14 protein-coding genes are annotated in these 16707 nt (G+C 68.6%); 8 read left to right on the forward strand and 6 right to left on the reverse strand.

Annotated features, from left to right (window positions below; all coding sequences use genetic code 11):
- Positions 1–341: 341 nt before the first annotated feature.
- Positions 342–1454 (reverse strand): zinc-dependent metalloprotease, encoded by a 1113-nt coding sequence (locus ABZ827_RS28225; protein ID WP_357242985.1) that lies wholly within the window; start codon positions 1452–1454, stop codon positions 342–344.
- Positions 1455–1468: 14 nt separating this feature from the next.
- The gene (locus tag ABZ827_RS28230) at positions 1469–2953 is read right to left on the reverse strand and encodes a D-alanyl-D-alanine carboxypeptidase (protein ID WP_357243151.1); all 1485 of its coding nucleotides are present in this window, start codon (positions 2951–2953) and stop codon (positions 1469–1471) included.
- A 191-nt stretch (positions 2954–3144) separates the two neighbouring features.
- Between ABZ827_RS28230 and ABZ827_RS28235 the strand changes: the two genes are divergently transcribed.
- The gene (locus tag ABZ827_RS28235; protein ID WP_357242988.1) at positions 3145–3636 is read left to right on the forward strand and encodes an inorganic diphosphatase; all 492 of its coding nucleotides are present in this window, start codon (positions 3145–3147) and stop codon (positions 3634–3636) included.
- 330 nt (positions 3637–3966) lie between these two features.
- Here ABZ827_RS28235 and ABZ827_RS28240 read toward each other — a convergent pair whose 3' ends face one another.
- Positions 3967–4788 carry a crotonase/enoyl-CoA hydratase family protein gene (locus tag ABZ827_RS28240; protein ID WP_357242991.1) on the reverse strand — a complete coding sequence of 274 codons (822 nt, stop codon included), beginning with the start codon at positions 4786–4788 and terminating at the stop codon, positions 3967–3969.
- Positions 4789–4949: 161 nt separating this feature from the next.
- Between ABZ827_RS28240 and ABZ827_RS28245 the strand changes: the two genes are divergently transcribed.
- From ABZ827_RS28245 to ABZ827_RS28260, 4 genes are all read left to right on the forward strand, one after another.
- Complete coding sequence (locus tag ABZ827_RS28245; protein WP_357242994.1) at positions 4950–5423, forward strand: YbaK/EbsC family protein; 474 nt, start codon at positions 4950–4952, stop codon at positions 5421–5423.
- A gap of 66 nt (positions 5424–5489) precedes the next feature.
- Positions 5490–6050 carry a flavin reductase family protein gene (locus tag ABZ827_RS28250; RefSeq protein WP_357242997.1) on the forward strand — a complete coding sequence of 187 codons (561 nt, stop codon included), beginning with the start codon at positions 5490–5492 and terminating at the stop codon, positions 6048–6050.
- Positions 6051–6240: 190 nt separating this feature from the next.
- A complete protein-coding gene (locus ABZ827_RS28255; protein WP_357243001.1) occupies positions 6241–10164 on the forward strand; it encodes a Pls/PosA family non-ribosomal peptide synthetase in 3924 nt (1307 codons plus the stop codon).
- Complete coding sequence (locus tag ABZ827_RS28260) at positions 10164–11528, forward strand: M1 family metallopeptidase (protein ID WP_357243004.1); 1365 nt, start codon at positions 10164–10166, stop codon at positions 11526–11528. The genes ABZ827_RS28255 and ABZ827_RS28260 overlap by 1 nt, the downstream gene beginning before the upstream one ends.
- On the opposite strand, the gene ABZ827_RS28265 is transcribed toward ABZ827_RS28260, so the two are convergent.
- On the reverse strand, positions 11513–11701 hold the full coding sequence (locus ABZ827_RS28265) for a hypothetical protein (RefSeq protein ID WP_357243006.1): 189 nt from the start codon (positions 11699–11701) through the stop codon (positions 11513–11515). The two genes, ABZ827_RS28260 and ABZ827_RS28265, sit on opposite strands and share 16 nt — an antisense overlap.
- A 91-nt stretch (positions 11702–11792) precedes the next feature.
- A complete protein-coding gene (locus ABZ827_RS28270) occupies positions 11793–12299 on the reverse strand; it encodes a DUF2752 domain-containing protein (RefSeq protein ID WP_357243009.1) in 507 nt (168 codons plus the stop codon).
- A 240-nt stretch (positions 12300–12539) separates the two neighbouring features.
- Between ABZ827_RS28270 and ABZ827_RS28275 the strand changes: the two genes are divergently transcribed.
- From ABZ827_RS28275 to ABZ827_RS28285, 3 genes are all read left to right on the forward strand, one after another.
- Positions 12540–13592, forward strand: coding sequence for an alpha/beta hydrolase (locus ABZ827_RS28275; protein ID WP_357243011.1), 1053 nt, complete (start codon positions 12540–12542; stop codon positions 13590–13592).
- Positions 13593–13721: 129 nt separating this feature from the next.
- Positions 13722–14642 (forward strand): NADP-dependent oxidoreductase, encoded by a 921-nt coding sequence (locus tag ABZ827_RS28280; RefSeq protein WP_357243014.1) that lies wholly within the window; start codon positions 13722–13724, stop codon positions 14640–14642.
- Positions 14643–14775: 133 nt separating this feature from the next.
- Positions 14776–16062: a lipase family protein gene (locus ABZ827_RS28285; RefSeq protein ID WP_357243017.1), complete on the forward strand. Its 1287-nt coding sequence runs from the start codon at positions 14776–14778 to the stop codon at positions 16060–16062.
- Positions 16063–16192: 130 nt separating this feature from the next.
- Here the strand turns inward: ABZ827_RS28285 and ABZ827_RS28290 are convergent, their stop codons facing one another.
- Positions 16193–16666: a DUF1772 domain-containing protein gene (locus ABZ827_RS28290; protein WP_357243019.1), complete on the reverse strand. Its 474-nt coding sequence runs from the start codon at positions 16664–16666 to the stop codon at positions 16193–16195.
- Positions 16667–16707: the final 41 nt, after the last annotated feature.

Here is a 16707-nt window from a genome sequence, read left to right on the forward strand (position 1 = left end):
TCGGGGCCCCCTTGGTCTCGTTCTTCACTCCGGCGCTCCTCCGCTTCGCTCCCCCGCTCTGTCGCTCCAGAACGAGACGGGCCCCGAACCACCAAGGCGGACCGGCCGCATGCGGGAAACGGGGGTGGGGGTCGGATGCAGACCGACTGGCGGTAGGGGAACAAACGCGCCCGAGGGCGGCGGCGAGTGAGGGCGGGGAGGTTCGCAGGGGTGAGGCTCGGACGGGGTGAGCGCGGGGCTTGCGGGACAAGGGTCGCTCTCCGTGGTTGGGCTTTGGTTTTTGGCGTCGCCTGCGGCGCCGCGGGTTCGGGTCGGGGCTCGAGCTCGAACCGGTGTCGAGGTCAGTCCAGGACTCGGGTGATCCAGCGCTGGGGGGTGTCTATCTCGTCGGCGCGTGGGAGGGTTTCGGCGTCGGTCCAAATGGCGTTGAACTGGTGCATTCCCACTGTGCTGACCACCTCGTCGACGAAGGCCTTGCCGCGTACGTACTGGGCCACCTTCGCGTCGATACCCAGTAGGGCGCGCAGCAGGCGCTGGACAGGATTGGCGGGGCGGGTGCGGCGCTGGTCGAAGGCTCCGCGGATCTGCTCGACTGTCGGCACGACACTGGGGCCGACGGCGTCCATCACGTGGTCGGCATGGCCCTCGAGCAGGGTGCCCAGCATCAGTAGACGGTCGAGCGCTTCCCGTTGGGCGGGCGGCTGGGTGGCCCGTAGCAATCCGACGACGCCGCGGGAGTTGGGGTCATCGGAGGCCTCGCCGCTGCGCCGGAGTTTGAGCTCGGTGATCAGACGCCCGAGCATCTCGGAGGTCGCCTCGTCCTCGATATCGCCGAGGACCTCGACATTCTCCCGCATATAGCCGGACAACCAAGGTGACGCCGAGAACTGCACCCGGTGACACACTTCGTGCAGGCAGACCCACAACCGGAAATCCGACGGCGCTACGCCGAGCGCGCGCTCGACGCCCACGATATTCGGCGCCACCAGCAACAAAGTGCCGTCCGGTCCGGTGAACGGATCGTATTGCCCGAGAATCGCGGTGGACAGGAAGGCGAGCATGGCACCTACCTGGACACCGGCGGGTTTACCGGCGAGAACACCACCCCGATCCGCTGTGCCGGTACCGGTGAGCAGGGACATGGAATCGGCGGCGGCACCGATCCAGCCGGGACGGTCGACGATCCGGGCGGTAGGTACGGGCTGGTCGTCGAGTAGGCCGGTCACCGCGCGTACCGGGGCCTCGGCCCGCACCGATGCCTCGCCGAGCTCGGCCACGGCCTGTTCGGCGAAGAGACGGGAGGTACGCGGCCCGGCGGGTACGAGCGCCGAACCGGTCCGGGCGGCCCAGCGCCAATCCACGGAGCCCGCGAAGGTACGCCGCTCATCGTCGGATGTGCCGGCATCGGCCGACTCCGGGGCGCCGGGCCCGCCGGGACCTTGTCGAATCGTCATGCGCCCTCCAGCCGTCAGGTACATCCACAGTTGCGCAGCGCGGCCGCGACGGCGTCCAGGGCGGGCCTGCTGACCTCCGGCGGCCGATCGCTCGACATCAGTGTGAAGGTCAGGACCCGGCCGTCACGATCCAGCACGTACCCAGCCAACGTACTGGCCACCGACAGAGTTCCGGTCTTTGCGCGCACCCAGCCCGCCCCGGCCTGATTCTGCATGACATAACGGCTGGTCAGAGAGCCCGTACCGCCCGCGACCGGCAGATAATCCAGCAGGGGGACCAGGGTATCGGTCAGGGTGTCTCCGGTATCGGCGGGATCGGACCGCGATCCGGCTCCCGCGCCGAGCGGCGGCTTCAGCGGCGGCGGGGTGGTGGTAGTTGTCTGCTTCTCCCCTCCGGGTCCGGCCGCGGTGGCCAGGATCCGGTCGAGCACCCGGGCCGGAATCCGATCGTCGACCGAAAGCCCGCTGGCGTCGTGCATGGTCGTCCCGCTCAGATCGAAGCCGTGCTCGGTGAGCACCGCGGCAACCGCCGCGGCGGCACCCTCGAAGGACGCGGGCCGTCCGGTGGCCAGCGCGACCTCCCGGCCGACGGTCTCGGCCAGCACATTGTCCGAATGCACCATCATGTCGCGCAACCGGTCCCGCAGCGGCGCGGAAGCCACATCCGCCAACCGTTTGGTGCCCTTGGGTGCGTCGCCGATCCGCACCCGCGCCGGGTCGAGCCCGAGTTCGGTCGCCATCCGCCGGCCCACGTCCAGCGCGGGTGTGGTCGAACGCGGCGAATACTCGACCAGCGGATCCAACCGGCCGCCGTCGAGCATGACCGGTTCGATCGGCGCGATGGAACCATCGGGAATATCGACCGGATCCCAGCCGGGGGCCATCGTCGGACCGGAGTAGTGGGAGGTATCGACCACGATCGTATCGGCCCGTACATCGGCGGAACGCACCTGCTCGACCAGATCGGTCAAACTGGCACCGCCCGGGTAGTAACCCTCCCCGCCGGGCTGCGCGGTCAAGGTGGGATCACCGCCGGGCACCAGCACGATCTCGTTGGGTGCCGCTCCCGCGACGACACGAGTGTGCACACGCTGATCGCCGGGCAGGGTCAGCAACGCGGCGGCGGTGGTCATGATCTTGGCCGTCGACGACGGCACCCGCGGTTCATCGGCGTGGGAATTCCACAGCACCGTGCCGGACTCGGCGTCGGTGACCGACCCCGCGAAACCACCCAGATCGGGGCTGGCGGTCACCTGCCCCAGCGCCGCCGCGACACCGGCAGCACTGGGCACCGGAGCGGCGTCCGGCGCCGGCCGCACCTCGGGGGCCACCGGGACGGGACCGGGCGCGGCGGCGATGGTGAGCCCACCGTGCCGGAATTCCGGGGTCCACGGCCGCAGTACGGCCGCCGCTACCGCTGCCGCCCCCACCAGCGCCACCAGCACGGCCACCAGCCATGCCCGCATCCCACGGCGCCGGCGCCCGGCCGAACCGTTCATATCGTTGCCACCCTGCCAAACCACGTCGCCGCTATCTCCCTCGTGCCCGTCCGCGGCACCGGTCCCCCGCCGAACCCAAGTGCCCGCCGACAACACTATCGGTGTTCGGCTACCGTTCTCGGCGAACAACCGGGTGCGCGGGCCACGGCCGGCCACCACGGTGCATCGTGAGAGCAGCGGAAGGAGCTGGCGTGGAGTTCGACGTCACCATCGAGATCCCCAAGGGTTCGCGCAACAAATACGAGGTCGACCACGAAACGGGACGGGTCCGGCTCGACCGGTTCCTGTACACGTCGATGGCCTACCCGGCCGATTACGGTTTCATCGAGAACACCCTGGGCGAAGACGGCGACCCACTGGACGCCCTCGTCCTGCTGCCGGATTCGGTGTTCCCCGGCGTCATCGTCGAGGCCCGTCCGGTGGCGATGTACAAGATGACGGACGAAGCCGGCGGCGACGACAAGGTCCTGTGCGTACCGGCGGGCGACCCGCGCTGGGATCACATCCAGGACGTCGGCGACGTCCCGGAATTCGAACTGGCCGCGATCAAGCACTTCTTCGAGCGGTACAAGGACCTGGAGCCCGGCAAATACGTCAAGGGTTCGGAATGGGTCGGGCGGGCCGAGGCGGAGGCCGAGATCGAGGCGTCGTTCCAGCGTCTGAAGGACAAGGGCGGGCACTGAGTGCGGGGAGCGCCTGCCGATGCGGATCCGGTCGGGGGGATTTGCATCGGCAGGCGGGCCGGACGGGGTGACAAGCGGGGGCAGTCAGTGAAGGTTGCTGTGTTTTTGGCGCCGCCTGCGGCGTCGCGGGTTCGGGGCCGACCGGCCGCATGCGGGGAAACGGGGTAGAGGTCGGATGCGGACGGACCGGCGGTAGCTGGACCAAACGCGCCCAGGGCGACAAGGGGTCAGCAATGGTGCGGTTGTGCCGTGCATATTTGCGCCGACGGCGGCATGGGCGGGCCGAAATCCGTAGGCCCACCGCTGCCGTCCCTATCTGCCCGCACTCCGCTACCGTCCCTTGTACTCCGGCGTCCGCTTCTCGAACACAGCCTGGATGGCCTCCGTCAGATCCTCGGAGGGCAGGAACGCCGCATTCCACGCCGAGACGTAACGTAACCCCTCGGTCACCGCGGCGGAATTACGCTGCCCCAGCACATCTTTCACACCCTGCACCACGAGCGGCGGATTGGCCGCGATCTCCCGCGCCGTCGCGTGAGCTGCTTCCAGGGCGGCCGCTTGATCCGGGTAGACATCGTTGACCAGGCCGATCTTCTCCGCCCGCGCGGCGTCGATATCCTTGGCCGTGTACGCCAGTTCGCGCAGGTGGCCCTCGCCGATGATCCCCGGCAACCGTTGCAGCGAACCCACATCGGCGACGATGGCGACCTTCGCCTCGCGCAGGCTGAACTTCGCTTCCGCGCTGGCGTAGCGGATATCCGCGGCGGAGATGAGGTCCAGTCCACCACCGATGCACCAGCCCGAGACTGCGGCGATCACCGGTTTCCGGCATTCGGCGACCGCGGTGATCGCGGCCTGCAGGCGCCGGATATCGCCGAGGAAATCGGTGCGCGGCGCGGCCAGGGCACGATCGGCCATCAGCGGGCCGAAGGTACCGCTCATCGCCGGCAGGTCCAGTCCGTAGGAGAAGTGGGCGCCCGACCCTGTCAGTACAACGGCCCGGACCTCCGGGTCGGCGTCGAGACCGTGGAAGATCTCCGGGAGTTCCCGCCAGAAATCCGGGCCCATGGCGTTACCTTTGCCGGGGCCGGTGAGCGTCACGCGGGCGACGCGATCGTCGGTTTCGACGGTGAAAGCCTGCCAATCTGTCATCGCCCCAGACTAGTGGCCGGGCCGGCGGCGGGCGGGTCACACCGACTGTCCGCGCACGTCCGGCGTCGCGCGGATCACCGAGCCGGGCGGGCCTGTCCGCTCAGCGGATACACAGCGGGAGTTCGGCGACGAGATAGCACCGATCGCTCTACCCTGTGGCCATGCGCAGGTCGCTTCCACCGATAACCTGCCGGGTCTCGGATACTTTGATAGCTCGCGGACATCACGGCCTGATCGTCACCGCGCCGGAATCGGCGGTCGGTCCCGCGGAAACCGCGCATGCGATGGAGGTGGAACTGGGCGCACTGGTTCACGCACAGGTTTTCCTGCTCGGCGATGAACCGATCCTGCTGCTCGTTTCCGCCGCCGGCACCGTGGACACGGCGCGTACCGGTGCCCGCCTCGACGGTGTCCTGGTTCCCGCGCCACCACATCTGGCGGTGAAGTACACCGGGCAACCGCCCGGCAGTATCGCTCCGGTCGGCCATCCGGCGAACCTGCCCACCTGGGTGGACAGCACCCTGTCCCAGTTCGGCGAGCTACTGGCGGCCGGTGGCTCACCGGGGACGGTTTTCCGTACCTCATACACGGAACTGCTGCGGATCACCGCCGGTTTGTCCATCGATGTGGACTGATCCCGGGTTCCCGGACAGCGGACCGTACCGCACCATCGCCGGCGGTCCGGGCGTAGCGTCGGCCGGGTGACCGAAGCACCACGGCCCGAGACCGGAATCCGGATTCCAGACGACCTCAGCGGTATCACCGCCGAGCAATACCGCGCATCGATGCGGCACTACCCCTCCGGCGTTACCGTCGTCACGCTGAACTCGGCCACCGGCCCGGTCGGTTTCACCGCGACCTCGTTCGCCTCTCTGTCCCTCGATCCGCCGCTCATCTCGTTCAATATCAGCGATACCTCCTCCAGCCTCACCGCACTGACCGCCGCCGATTCGGTGGTGATCCATTTCCTCGGCGAACACCAGCGCCATATCGCCCAGCGGTTCGCCCGGACAGCGGCGCACCGATTCAGCGACCGCGCCCTGTGGTCGGCGCTGGACACCGGCGAACCGGTACTGCACGGCACCCCGCTCTGGTTGCGCACCACCGTCGAGCAGCTCATCCCGATCGGCGATCACACCCTTGTGGTCGGCCGGGTGGTAAAGGTCCACGACGACACCGAAGAAGAACCCCCCACCGTCCCCCTGCTCTATTACAAGGGCCGCTACTACCGCCCCACCCCACTCGCCGAAGACGTGGACTGACCCGAAAGCGGGCACTGAACCCCGGGCCGGGCCAAAACCCGCACCGCCGCAGGTGCGCCAAAAACACAGCCCCGCGCACCCTCCCCCCACCGCCCCGCCAATAAACTCATTCGACCGCCGTTTGCCGAGCGGTAACCCTGATATGAGAGAACGAGTCCGCTGGCTGGGCGATGGAAGGTGGGCCGGGTAGATGCAGTCGCAGCTGCAAGCGGAAAGCGGGATCCGGCGCGCCGCGGCCGCACCGCGTGCCCGCACCCTGGTCGATATTCTCGCCGAGACAGCCGGCCGCAACCCCGACGCACCCGCTGTGGCAACCGCCGACCGCACCCTCACCTATTCCGAATTACTGGCCGAAATCGATAAGGCGGTCGAGGAGCTGTCAGCCGCCGGAGTCCGCCGGGGCGACCGGGTCGGTGTGCGCATGCCGTCGGGTACCTGGGAGCTGTATCTGACCATTTTGGCGGTGCTGCACGCCGGCGCGGCCTACGTTCCGGTCGACGCCGACGATCCCGAGGAGCGGGCCCAGTTGGTCTTCGGCGAGGCCCGGGTCACCGCGATAGCGACCGCGTCCGGTATTCGTGCCACCGGCGAACGCCCGGTGGCACCCGAGCCCGACCCGGCAACCGACGGGCAATCCGGCCGTTCGCCCACCGTCGACGACGACGCCTGGATCATCTTCACCTCCGGCTCCACCGGTACGCCGAAGGGCGTCGCGGTGACCCATCGGAATGCCGCCGCATTCGTCGACGCCGAGGCCCGCCTGTTCCTGCGTTCCGATCCGATCGGCCCGGGCGATCGTGTCCTGGCCGGGCTGTCGGTCGCCTTCGACGCGTCCTGTGAGGAGATGTGGCTGGCCTGGCGGCACGGAGCGTGCCTGGTGCCGGCCCCACGCGCCCTGGTCCGGACCGGCGCCGATCTCGGTCCGTGGCTGGTCCGGCAGGGCATCACCGTGGTTTCCACCGTTCCTACCCTGGCCGCGACCTGGCCCGCCGAAGCCCTGGAATCGGTGCGGCTGTTGATCTTCGGCGGTGAAGCGGTACCGCCGGAATTGGCCGAACGCCTCGCCGACGAGGACCGCGAGGTGTGGAACACCTACGGCCCCACCGAGGCCACCGTGGTCGCCTGTGCGGCCCTGCTGGACGGTACGGGCCCGGTTCGGATCGGGCTGCCGCTGGAGGGCTGGGATCTGGCGGTGGTCGACGCCGACGGCGTGCCGGTGGGCGAGGGCGAATCGGGTGAGCTGGTGATCGGCGGTGTGGGCCTGGCGCGGTATCTCGATCCCGTGAAGGACGCCGAGAAATACGCTCCACTCGCGACCCTCGGCTGGGACCGCGCCTACCGCAGCGGCGACCTCGTCCGCAACGACAGCGCCGGGTTGATCTTCCTGGGCCGTGCGGACGATCAGGTGAAAATCGGCGGCCGCCGGATCGAGCTGGGTGAGATCGACAATGCCCTGCAGCATCTGCCGGGAGTGAGCGGCGCGGCAGCCGCGGTACGCACCACGGCCACGGGCACGCCGGTCCTTCTCGGCTATCTCACCGGTGTCGCGGACGATTACGACCTGGCCGCCGCGCGGACGCACCTGTCCGGACAGCTCCCGGCACCATTGATTCCACGCCTCGTGGTAGTCCCCGAACTGCCCACACGCACCTCGGGCAAGGTCGACCGCAACGCCCTGCCGTGGCCGTTGGCGGGCGCCGATTCCGGTATCGAGCACGGCCTCACCGGCACCGCGGCCTGGGTGGCACAGATCTGGATCGATGTACTCGGTGCCGAGATATCGGGTGCCGAAGCCGATTTCTTCGAACTCGGTGGCGGGTCGCTGTCGGCCGCGCAGCTGGTGACGGCGTTGCGTACGCGGTATCCGCGGATCACGGTCGCCGATATCTACGACCATCCCCGGCTCGGCGCGCTGGCCGAACTTCTCGACGACAGCGGCCCGGGCGAGGCCGCCGAAGATCGCCGGGTCGAGCCGACTCCTGGTTCGGCGCAGTTGATCCAGGTTCTCGCGACTGTCGCCCTGACCACCCTCACCGGTTTGCAATGGGTGACCTGGCTCGCGGTGGCCGCCGGTTTCGCGGCCTGGTTCGACCTGCTGCCGTGGCTCCCACGACTTTCCTGGTGGTGGACGGCGCTGCTGTTCCTTGTGTTCATCACCCCCCTGGGCCGGATGGCGATCTGCGTCGGCGGGGCCCGGGTTCTGCTCGCCGGCGTCCGGCCCGGCAGTTATCCGCGCGGCGGATCGGTGCATGTGCGGCTGTGGGCCGCGGTCCGGCTGGCCGAGGCCAGTGGCGCGGAAAACCTTTCGGGCGCACCGTGGATGGTGCCGTTCGCCCGGGCGTTGGGGGCGAAAATCGGCGAGGGCGTGGACCTGCACACCCTGCCCCCGGTCACCGGGATGCTGGAACTGCGCGACGGATGCAGTGTGGAGCCCGAGGTCGACCTGTCCGGCTACTGGATCGACGGCGATACCGTGCATATCGGTTCGATCATGGTGGGCAAGGGCGCGGTGATCGGGGCCCGGTCCGTGCTGCTACCGGGTACGAAGATCGGCCGCGACGCCGAGATCGCCGCCGGTTCGGCGGTATCGGGGAAGGTGAAGGCCGGTCAGGAATGGGCGGGCTCACCGGCGGTGAAGGTCGGCCGGGCCCGGCACCGCTGGCCCGCGGAGACACCCGAACGAGCCGTGCACTGGGTATTGGCCTTCGGGATCGGATCGCTGGTGCTGGGGGCGATGCCGCTGGCCGGACTGGCCGCGGGCCTCGCGGTGATCGCCTGGGGTATCCGGGACAGCACCGGTTTCACCGATGCCGTGCTGCCGGCCCTTCTCTGGTTGCCGGTGGCGACACTGTTCAGCCTGGTGGTTTACGCGGTGGCGACTATCGTGGCGGTCCGGCTCCTCAGTATCGGCCTGACCGAGGGCTATCACCCGGTTCGCAGCCGGGTCGGCTGGCAGGTATGGGCCACCGAACGCCTGCTGGACTCGGCTCGCACATTCCTGTTCCCGCTCTACGCTTCCCTGCTGACCCCGATCTGGTTGCGGCTGCTCGGCGCGAAGGTCGGCAAACGGGTCGAGGCGTCCACCGTGCTGCTGCTGCCCAAGTTCACCACGGTCGCCGACGGGGCATTTCTGGCCGACGACACCATGATCGCCAGCTATGAACTCGGTGGCGGCTGGTTGCATATCGGGGAAGCGAAAGTCGGTAAACGCGCTTTCCTGGGGAATTCCGGTATGACGGCTCCGGGCCGGCGGGTACCGAAGAACGGTCTGGTCGCCGTGTTGTCCGCGGCACCGACCAAGGCCAAGGCCGGTTCGTCGTGGCTGGGCAGCCCACCGGTCCGGTTGCGCCGGGCCGCCGGTACCGCCGATATCGACCGCACCTTCGACCCGCCGTTGCGTCTGCGAGTTTTCCGCGGCGCCTTCGAAACATGCCGGCTGGCCGCGGTCGTGGTGACCTTCGCCATCGGTCTCGGGGTGCTGTTCGCCCTCGCGCGGCTCGCCGACAGCTTCGGTTACCTGGTTGCCGGGCTGCTGTCCGGTGTCGTGCTGATGGTCGCGGGCGCTGTGGCCTGCGCGAGCGCGGTGACGGCGAAATGGGTTCTGGTGGGCCGTATCCGGGCCGAGGAACATCCGCTGTGGAGTTCGTTCGTCTGGCGTAACGAGGTGTCGGATGCCTTCGTCGAAACCGTTGCGGCGCCCTGGTTCGCCCGGGCGGCGACCGGTACGCCCGTACTGAACCTCTGGTTACGCGCGCTCGGCGCGAAGATCGGCCGCGGGGTATGGTGCGAGTCCTACTGGCTTCCGGAGGCAGACCTGGTGACACTCGGTGACGGTGCGACCGTGGAACGCGGCTGCGTGGTGCAAACCCACCTGTTCCACGACCGCATCATGGCCATGGACACCGTGGTCCTGGAACCCGGCGCCACCCTCGGACCGCATTGCGTCGCACTACCCGCTGCCACAGTGGGCGCGGGCGCGACCGTCGGACCGGCATCCCTGGTGATGCGCGGCGATACCGTGCCGGCGTCCACGAGATGGTGGGGCAACCCCATCACCCCGTGGTCCGGACCGGCGAGCACACCGGACTCGGCCGACGAGGAGACAGACAGCTGATGGGGAGCAGGTTCTATGACGCCCCCATCGACGACTATCTACCGCAAAACGGAAACCGGGGCTATCGCGTATCGAGGTACGAGCTGGAACTGAACTACAAGGTCTCCAGTAACCGGCTCGCGGGCCGTGCCGTGATCACTGCGGTGACCACGGCCGAGCGCCCCCGCTACTCACTCGACCTATCGCAGGCCCTGGCCGTATCGAAAGTACTGGTCAACGGCGACAAAGCCGGTAAATACAACCATCAGCGCGGCAAACTCACCGTCACGCCCCGGGAGCGCATACCGGCGGGTGGGATTCTGCAGGTGGTAGTGCAGTATGCCGGTGCACCCAAACCGGTGCGCGGCCCCTGGGGCGAGGTGGGCTGGGAGGAACTCACCGAAGGAGCACTGGTCGCCAGCCAACCCAACGGCGCCGCATCCTGGTTCCCCTGCGACGACCACCCCAGTTCCAAGGCGAGCTACCGGATCTCGATCACCACCGACACGCCGTACTACACCCTCGCCAACGGCACCCTCGTCGGCAAGCAGACCAAGGCGGGCCAGACCACCTGGATCTATGAACAGACCGAACCGATGGCCAGTTATCTGGCCACGGTACAGATAGGCCGTTATCGCAAACATCAGCTCAGCGACCACAACGCCCCGGTGCCGATGTACGCGGCGATCCCGTCCCCGCTGCGCACCGCCTTCGAGCACGATTTCGCCCGCCAGCCCGAGATGATGTCGGTATTCAGCGACCTGTTCGGTCCGTATCCGTTCCAGAGCTATTCGGTGGTGGTCACCGAGGACGAGCTGGAGATCCCCATCGAAGCGCAGGGCATCTCGATCTTCGGCGCGAACCACTGCGACGGCCGCCGCGGCGCGGAACGCCTGGTCGCGCACGAACTCGCACATCAGTGGTTCGGCAACAGCCTCACCATCCAGCATTGGTGCGATATCTGGCTGCACGAGGGGTTCGCCTGTTACGCGGAATGGATCTGGTCGGAAGCGGCCGGCGGTGCGACCGCGGACCAGCTGGCCCGGGCGGCCTGGCACACCCTGCATCGTCAGCCGCAGAACATCGTGGTCGGTGATCCGGGCGCGACCTCGATGTTCGACGATCGCGTATACAAACGGGGCGCCCTCACCCTGCACGCCCTGCGGCTGGAACTCGGCGATACCGCGTTCTTCCGGTTGATCCGTGATTGGACCGCCCGCCACCGCCATGCCTCGGTATCCACCGAGGAATTCACCGACCTCGTGGGTCATTACAGTGTTGCGCCGCTGCACCCGCTGTGGCAGGACTGGCTGTATTCCGAGCCACTGCCACCGCTACCGCCGGCCGGTGGGGGCGCGCCGCGTCCCGGTCAGAACACCAGGTAGCGGCCGGCCAGCTGTTCGATCAGCGGATCGTCCTCGCCGACGCTGTTCAACGCGTCCAGGTCGGCTACCACCGAGATGAGACGGGGGTCTTCCGAACCCGGGCCTTGCGGCCCGTCCTCGGCGAGTTGCCGCTCCAATTTGTCCCGTACCCGGTTCTTGAGTGAATCGCGCATATCCCGCCTCGTCGGTCAGTGTCTCTTGGACATGATCGGGAGCGCTGCGTGGTTACGCTGCGCTGCCGCCTCCGCGCTCGACCCGATCATGTCAAACCGGCGTCAGCCAGGTGCCCCAGGGTGTATTTCGCAGTACGGCGTACACGGCGAGTGAGCCGATCAGCACCCAGGCCGTGGTCGTGCTGATTCCGGGCAGCCGCGGACCTTCGCCACGCCAGGCGCGGATAGCCCAATCACCCACCCACAACACGAAAAGCACCAGCACCGGCAACGCCAGCAGGTTGCTGTGCAGAGAGTCGATTATGTGTCCGTCGGTCAGGTTGTGCACTGCCCGCATACCCCCGCATCCGGGGCAGTACACACCGAACAGTCCCCACGTGGGGCACACCCCGTACGAACCCTCGATATGTGGATCGCGCAGATGCAGCAGCAACACTGCCGCCGCCCCCGCACCCGCCACCGCGACCGGCAATGCGACTCCGGCCGCCCGGCGCCCCGGCCCTCCGTGACTCCTCGCCACGGCTACCCATCCGGGTTCACCGGCCGCCGGAATACTGGATGACGCCGGTGGTGGTTGCGCCGCGTCCGAGTCCTTCACAGTTCTCACCGTAGCCGCGGCGGCGGGGTTGATGCCACAACCATCGGAGGTGCTAGCTCCGTTTCGGCCGTTCGGGCATAAAACCGCCGCCGAATGGGAATTCTGGGTTAACAGCACCGCCCGCTGAACCGACATCCGGGTAGAGAACCACATTCTGGACAAGTACTTCGGAGCGGCGCTTGCTCTTGTAAGCACCCAGCTTGCAGGTTACCGTGTCAGCAGGCACAAAGGAGTGTTCTGATGCTGGTGAAATCGATAAGCGCGCTGTCCCGGGCGCACCACGGCGCCCTGACCGCCCCGTACCGAGCGGCGTTGCGCGCCCGCCGATTCCGGAATGCCGCCTACAACGCCCCCGCCGATGCACCCGAGGTCACGACGGTTACGACCGTCGACGGTGCCCGCCTGCGCGTCCACTCGTACGGCCCTGCCGATGCCGAGCCGATCGTGCTCGTCCACGGCTGGAGCTGCTGTATCGAATACTGGCATCCGCAGATCAACTCCTTCGCCGGCCGCTACCGCGTGATCGCCTACGATCAGCGCGGCCACGGCGAGAGCACGCTGGGTCGCGCCCCACTCGGTGACCGCACCCTCGCCGACGATCTGGCCGCCGTCCTCGACGCCACCCTGCGCCCCGGCTGCAAGGCGCTCCTGGTCGGCCACAGCATGGGCGGCATCACCCTGCAGGCATGGGCGGCCCGCCACCCCGAGCAGGTCGCCCAGCGCGCCCGCGCGGTAGTCCTCGCCAACACCACCTCGGGCAATATCCGCTACGACACCGACCTGCTGCCTCTGCTGAACAAGCCACTCACCCTGGGCAACCAGCCGCTGACCCTCCTCGGCTCGCCGGTCCGGCTGCCGATGATCGTCGCCGAATCCCTCCTCACCAGCCCGCTGCCACTGCCCGGCGGCTGGGCGGCCCGGGAGGTGCTCAAGGAACGCATCATGGCCCGCGGCGCCACCAGCGAGCAGGCCGATTTCGCGCTGAGCATCGTACGTTCCTGCCGTCCCCTGGCCCGGGGCCGGCACGCCGCCCTCCTGGCCGACCTGGAACTGGGCGCCGCCGCCGCGCACCTCACGGTCCCCACCACCATCATCGCCGGCCGCTACGACCGGCTCCTGCCCGAACGCATGTCGCGCATCATCGCCGACACCATGCGCGCGGCCGGTCAACGACCCGATTACCAGATCTGGCCCACCGGCCACCTGGGCAATATCGAGAATGCCGAACGCTTCGACACCGAACTCACCGCCATCCTGGACCGCACCAGCCCGCGGTCGGCGGCCGCGGGCTGAGCGGGAGTCCCGAGTCCGGTCGACGATGCCCGGCTCGGCGGACTCTACGTTCCGGCGATCACGCAGACCGGATTATCGGCCGTGGCGCGTCGTACACGCAGCGACTACTCCAACCGATAGGAATGGACTATGCGCGCAGCGACCTACGACCGATACACCACCGATAACGACGATGTGCGAGTCCGCGACCTGCCCACGCCCAAACTGTTCCCCGGATCGGTATTGATCGAGGTCCGCGCGGCCGGCGTCAACCCGGTCGATTGGAAGCTGATGTCGGGTGCGCTCGACAGCCTGATCGACGCGGTGTTCCCGGTGATTCCCGGTTGGGATGTCGCCGGGACCGTGGTCGGCACCGGGCCGGACACTCCGGAATTCGCGGTGGGCGACGAAGTCTTGGCCTACGCCCGCAAAGACGTCCTCCACGCCGGCACATTCGCCGAACTCGTCGCCGTCCCGGCCGCGCACGTGGCACGGAAACCGGCCGATCTCCCCTGGGAACAGGCGGGCGCGTTGCCGCTGGCCGGCGGTACCGCCCTGCGTACCCTCGATCTCCTCGCGGTGACCGGTGCGGACACCGTACTCATCCACGCGGCGGCGGGCGGCGTGGGCAGCCTGGCAGTGCAGATCGCCCGGGCCCGCGGCGCCCGCGTCCTGGGCACGGCATCCGAACGCAACCACGACTTCCTACGCGACCTGGGCGCGGAACCGGTGACCTACGGAGAAGGCGTGATCGACCGCATCCGCGCGCTGGCCCCGGACGGCGTCGCGGCGGTCGCCGATTTCGTCGGCGGTCAGCTCGACACCACCCTGGCGGTCCTGGCCGGGGAAGGCCGGCATGCCTCGATCGCCGACGGTTCCGTGGCCGACCACGGCGGCCACGTGGTCTGGGTCCGGCCGGACGGCACCCAGACGCAGCGGCTGGCCGATCTCGCCACCGCGGGCGACCTCACGGTTCCGGTCGCGGCCACGTTCTCGCTGGAGGAAGTGCCCGACGCCTTCGCCGCCGGGCAGTCGGGCCACACCCGCGGTAAGAACGTCATCGTGCTCTGATCCCGACAGAGCAGCCCCTGTGGGCGTTTTCGCTACTCAGCGCTTCTTCACAACCCGTCGGATCCCGCCGGTTCCGGCCGTCCGGAAGCGGTCGGCGGTAGCGCCCGGCGCATGCCGGGGAACGGAGTCGATGATGAGGACGATCCCATTCGGGTCCGGAGCACGATCACGGATAACCCGGGCTCTGGTCACCGCGGCACTGCTACTCGGGGGCTGCACAGCGGCGATCCCGGCAGCCGCGCAACCCGAGTGGCCACCCCCGTCCGAGGACCCCTTCTACACGTATGACCGGCCGCTGACCGGCATCGCTCCCGGCACGGTCCTGCGTTCCCGGCCCGCGCCGTTCGCCATCCCGAAGTTGTCCACACCCATCACCAGCACCCAGGTGCTCTACCGGACCACCGACCAGCAGAACACGCCCACCGCGACAGTCACCACCGTGCTCCGCCCGCTCGTCCCCGGCCCCACCCGGCTGCTGTCGTATCACGCGGCGTACGACGCGCTCGCATCCCGCTGCAACCCCTCCTACACGCTCACCGGTCACGCCGACAACGCGGGCGCCGTCATCGAACAGGCCGTCATCGCCGGCTACCTCGCCGCCGGATACACCGTCGTGGTGCCCGACTACGAAGGCCCGGACCTGGAGTGGACCATCGGCCGGCAATCCGGATACGCCGCCCTCGACGGAATCCGGGCCGCCGAACAGATCCTGGGGTTGCCCGCGTCGACACCGGTCGCGATGTCCGGATACTCGGGGGGTGCGGTGCCCACCGAATGGGCCGCCGAACTCGCCTCGCACTACGCCCCCGAACTCGCCCTGATCGGCGCCGCCGCCGGCGGGGTGCCCGTGCACCTCGCACACAACCTCTCCTACGTCAGTGGCAGCGCCGGCTGGGCGGGCGCCATCCCGGCCGCGGTCGTCGCTTACCGCCGCACCTACGAACTCGACACCGACGCCTTCCTCTCCGAACGCGGAGCCCAGGCCGCCGACGCCGTGGAGACGCTCTGCCTCGGGCAGTTCGCCGGGCGCTATCCCGGGCTCACCGACGCCGAAATGGTCCGCGCACCCTACAATTCCCTGCTCGACGTCCCCGAGGCCGCGGCCGCCATCAACGACAACATCATGGGCACCGCCGGCACGCCCGCCGTTCCACTCCTGCTCGCCGTGGGCCAGAGCGATCCGATCGGTGACTCGGTAATGGTCACTCGTGATGTCGAAGCCCTCGCCCACGGATACTGCGCCCGCGGCGTCCCGGTGACCTACGCCCGGTACGACCACCACGACCACATGGCCGCCTTCGCCCGCTTCCAAGCCCAGGCCGCACAGTTCCTCACCGAGCGTTTCCACAACGCCCCGCCCACAACCGATTGCGCATCCATCGGCCCGGGCAATTCCCTCGCACCCATCTCGACCGGGTGACCGGCCGATGTCGCCTTCGGAGCGGCCCGCCGGAACGAGGCGGAGGTTCGCCCGACCGCATTCGGGTACGCACAAACCTCACCTTCGAGGAAGCGTGCCTCGAAGGTGAGGTCGGGCGGCGCAGGTCCGTTCACACAGCTGCGATCACCACCGCCAAGGCGATCAGCGCGGTCGCCTGCAGCCCCACCCGCGCGAAGATAATGCTGTCCCAGCGCTGTTGCAGCGCACGAGCATTCTCGGGCACGGTCCCGGAAAGCGCCGCTGCCTTCTGAGCCTCATTGACCGGCTTGGCGATCCGCGCGTACAGGACGAGCCAGACGACCAGCGCCACCACGGCTACCGCCGCCGCTACCGCCGAGACCAGGTGACCGCTGAGCCCGGCCACCACGGCAGCGGCGAGCGCGCTCACCAATCCGGTGATACCGACGGGCGGCATCCGCCGGTCGGCGTAGTAGTGACCCAACCCCGAGGTGAGGGTCATTGTGGCGTCGTCGAGCCTGGCGTTGACCGAACGCGTGACGAGGGCGACGGAAGCATCGGTGCCGTAGACGACGGCATTGGTGACGAGGGCGAGCACAGCGAGAACTTGGATGAACGTGATCATGGGAGGCTCCTGGGTGTTTGGGTGAACGACCGATTCGGGTC

Source organism: Nocardia sp. NPDC019395, assembly GCF_040632335.1.
In the GTDB taxonomy this organism is placed as follows: Bacteria; Actinomycetota; Actinomycetes; order Mycobacteriales; family Mycobacteriaceae; genus Nocardia.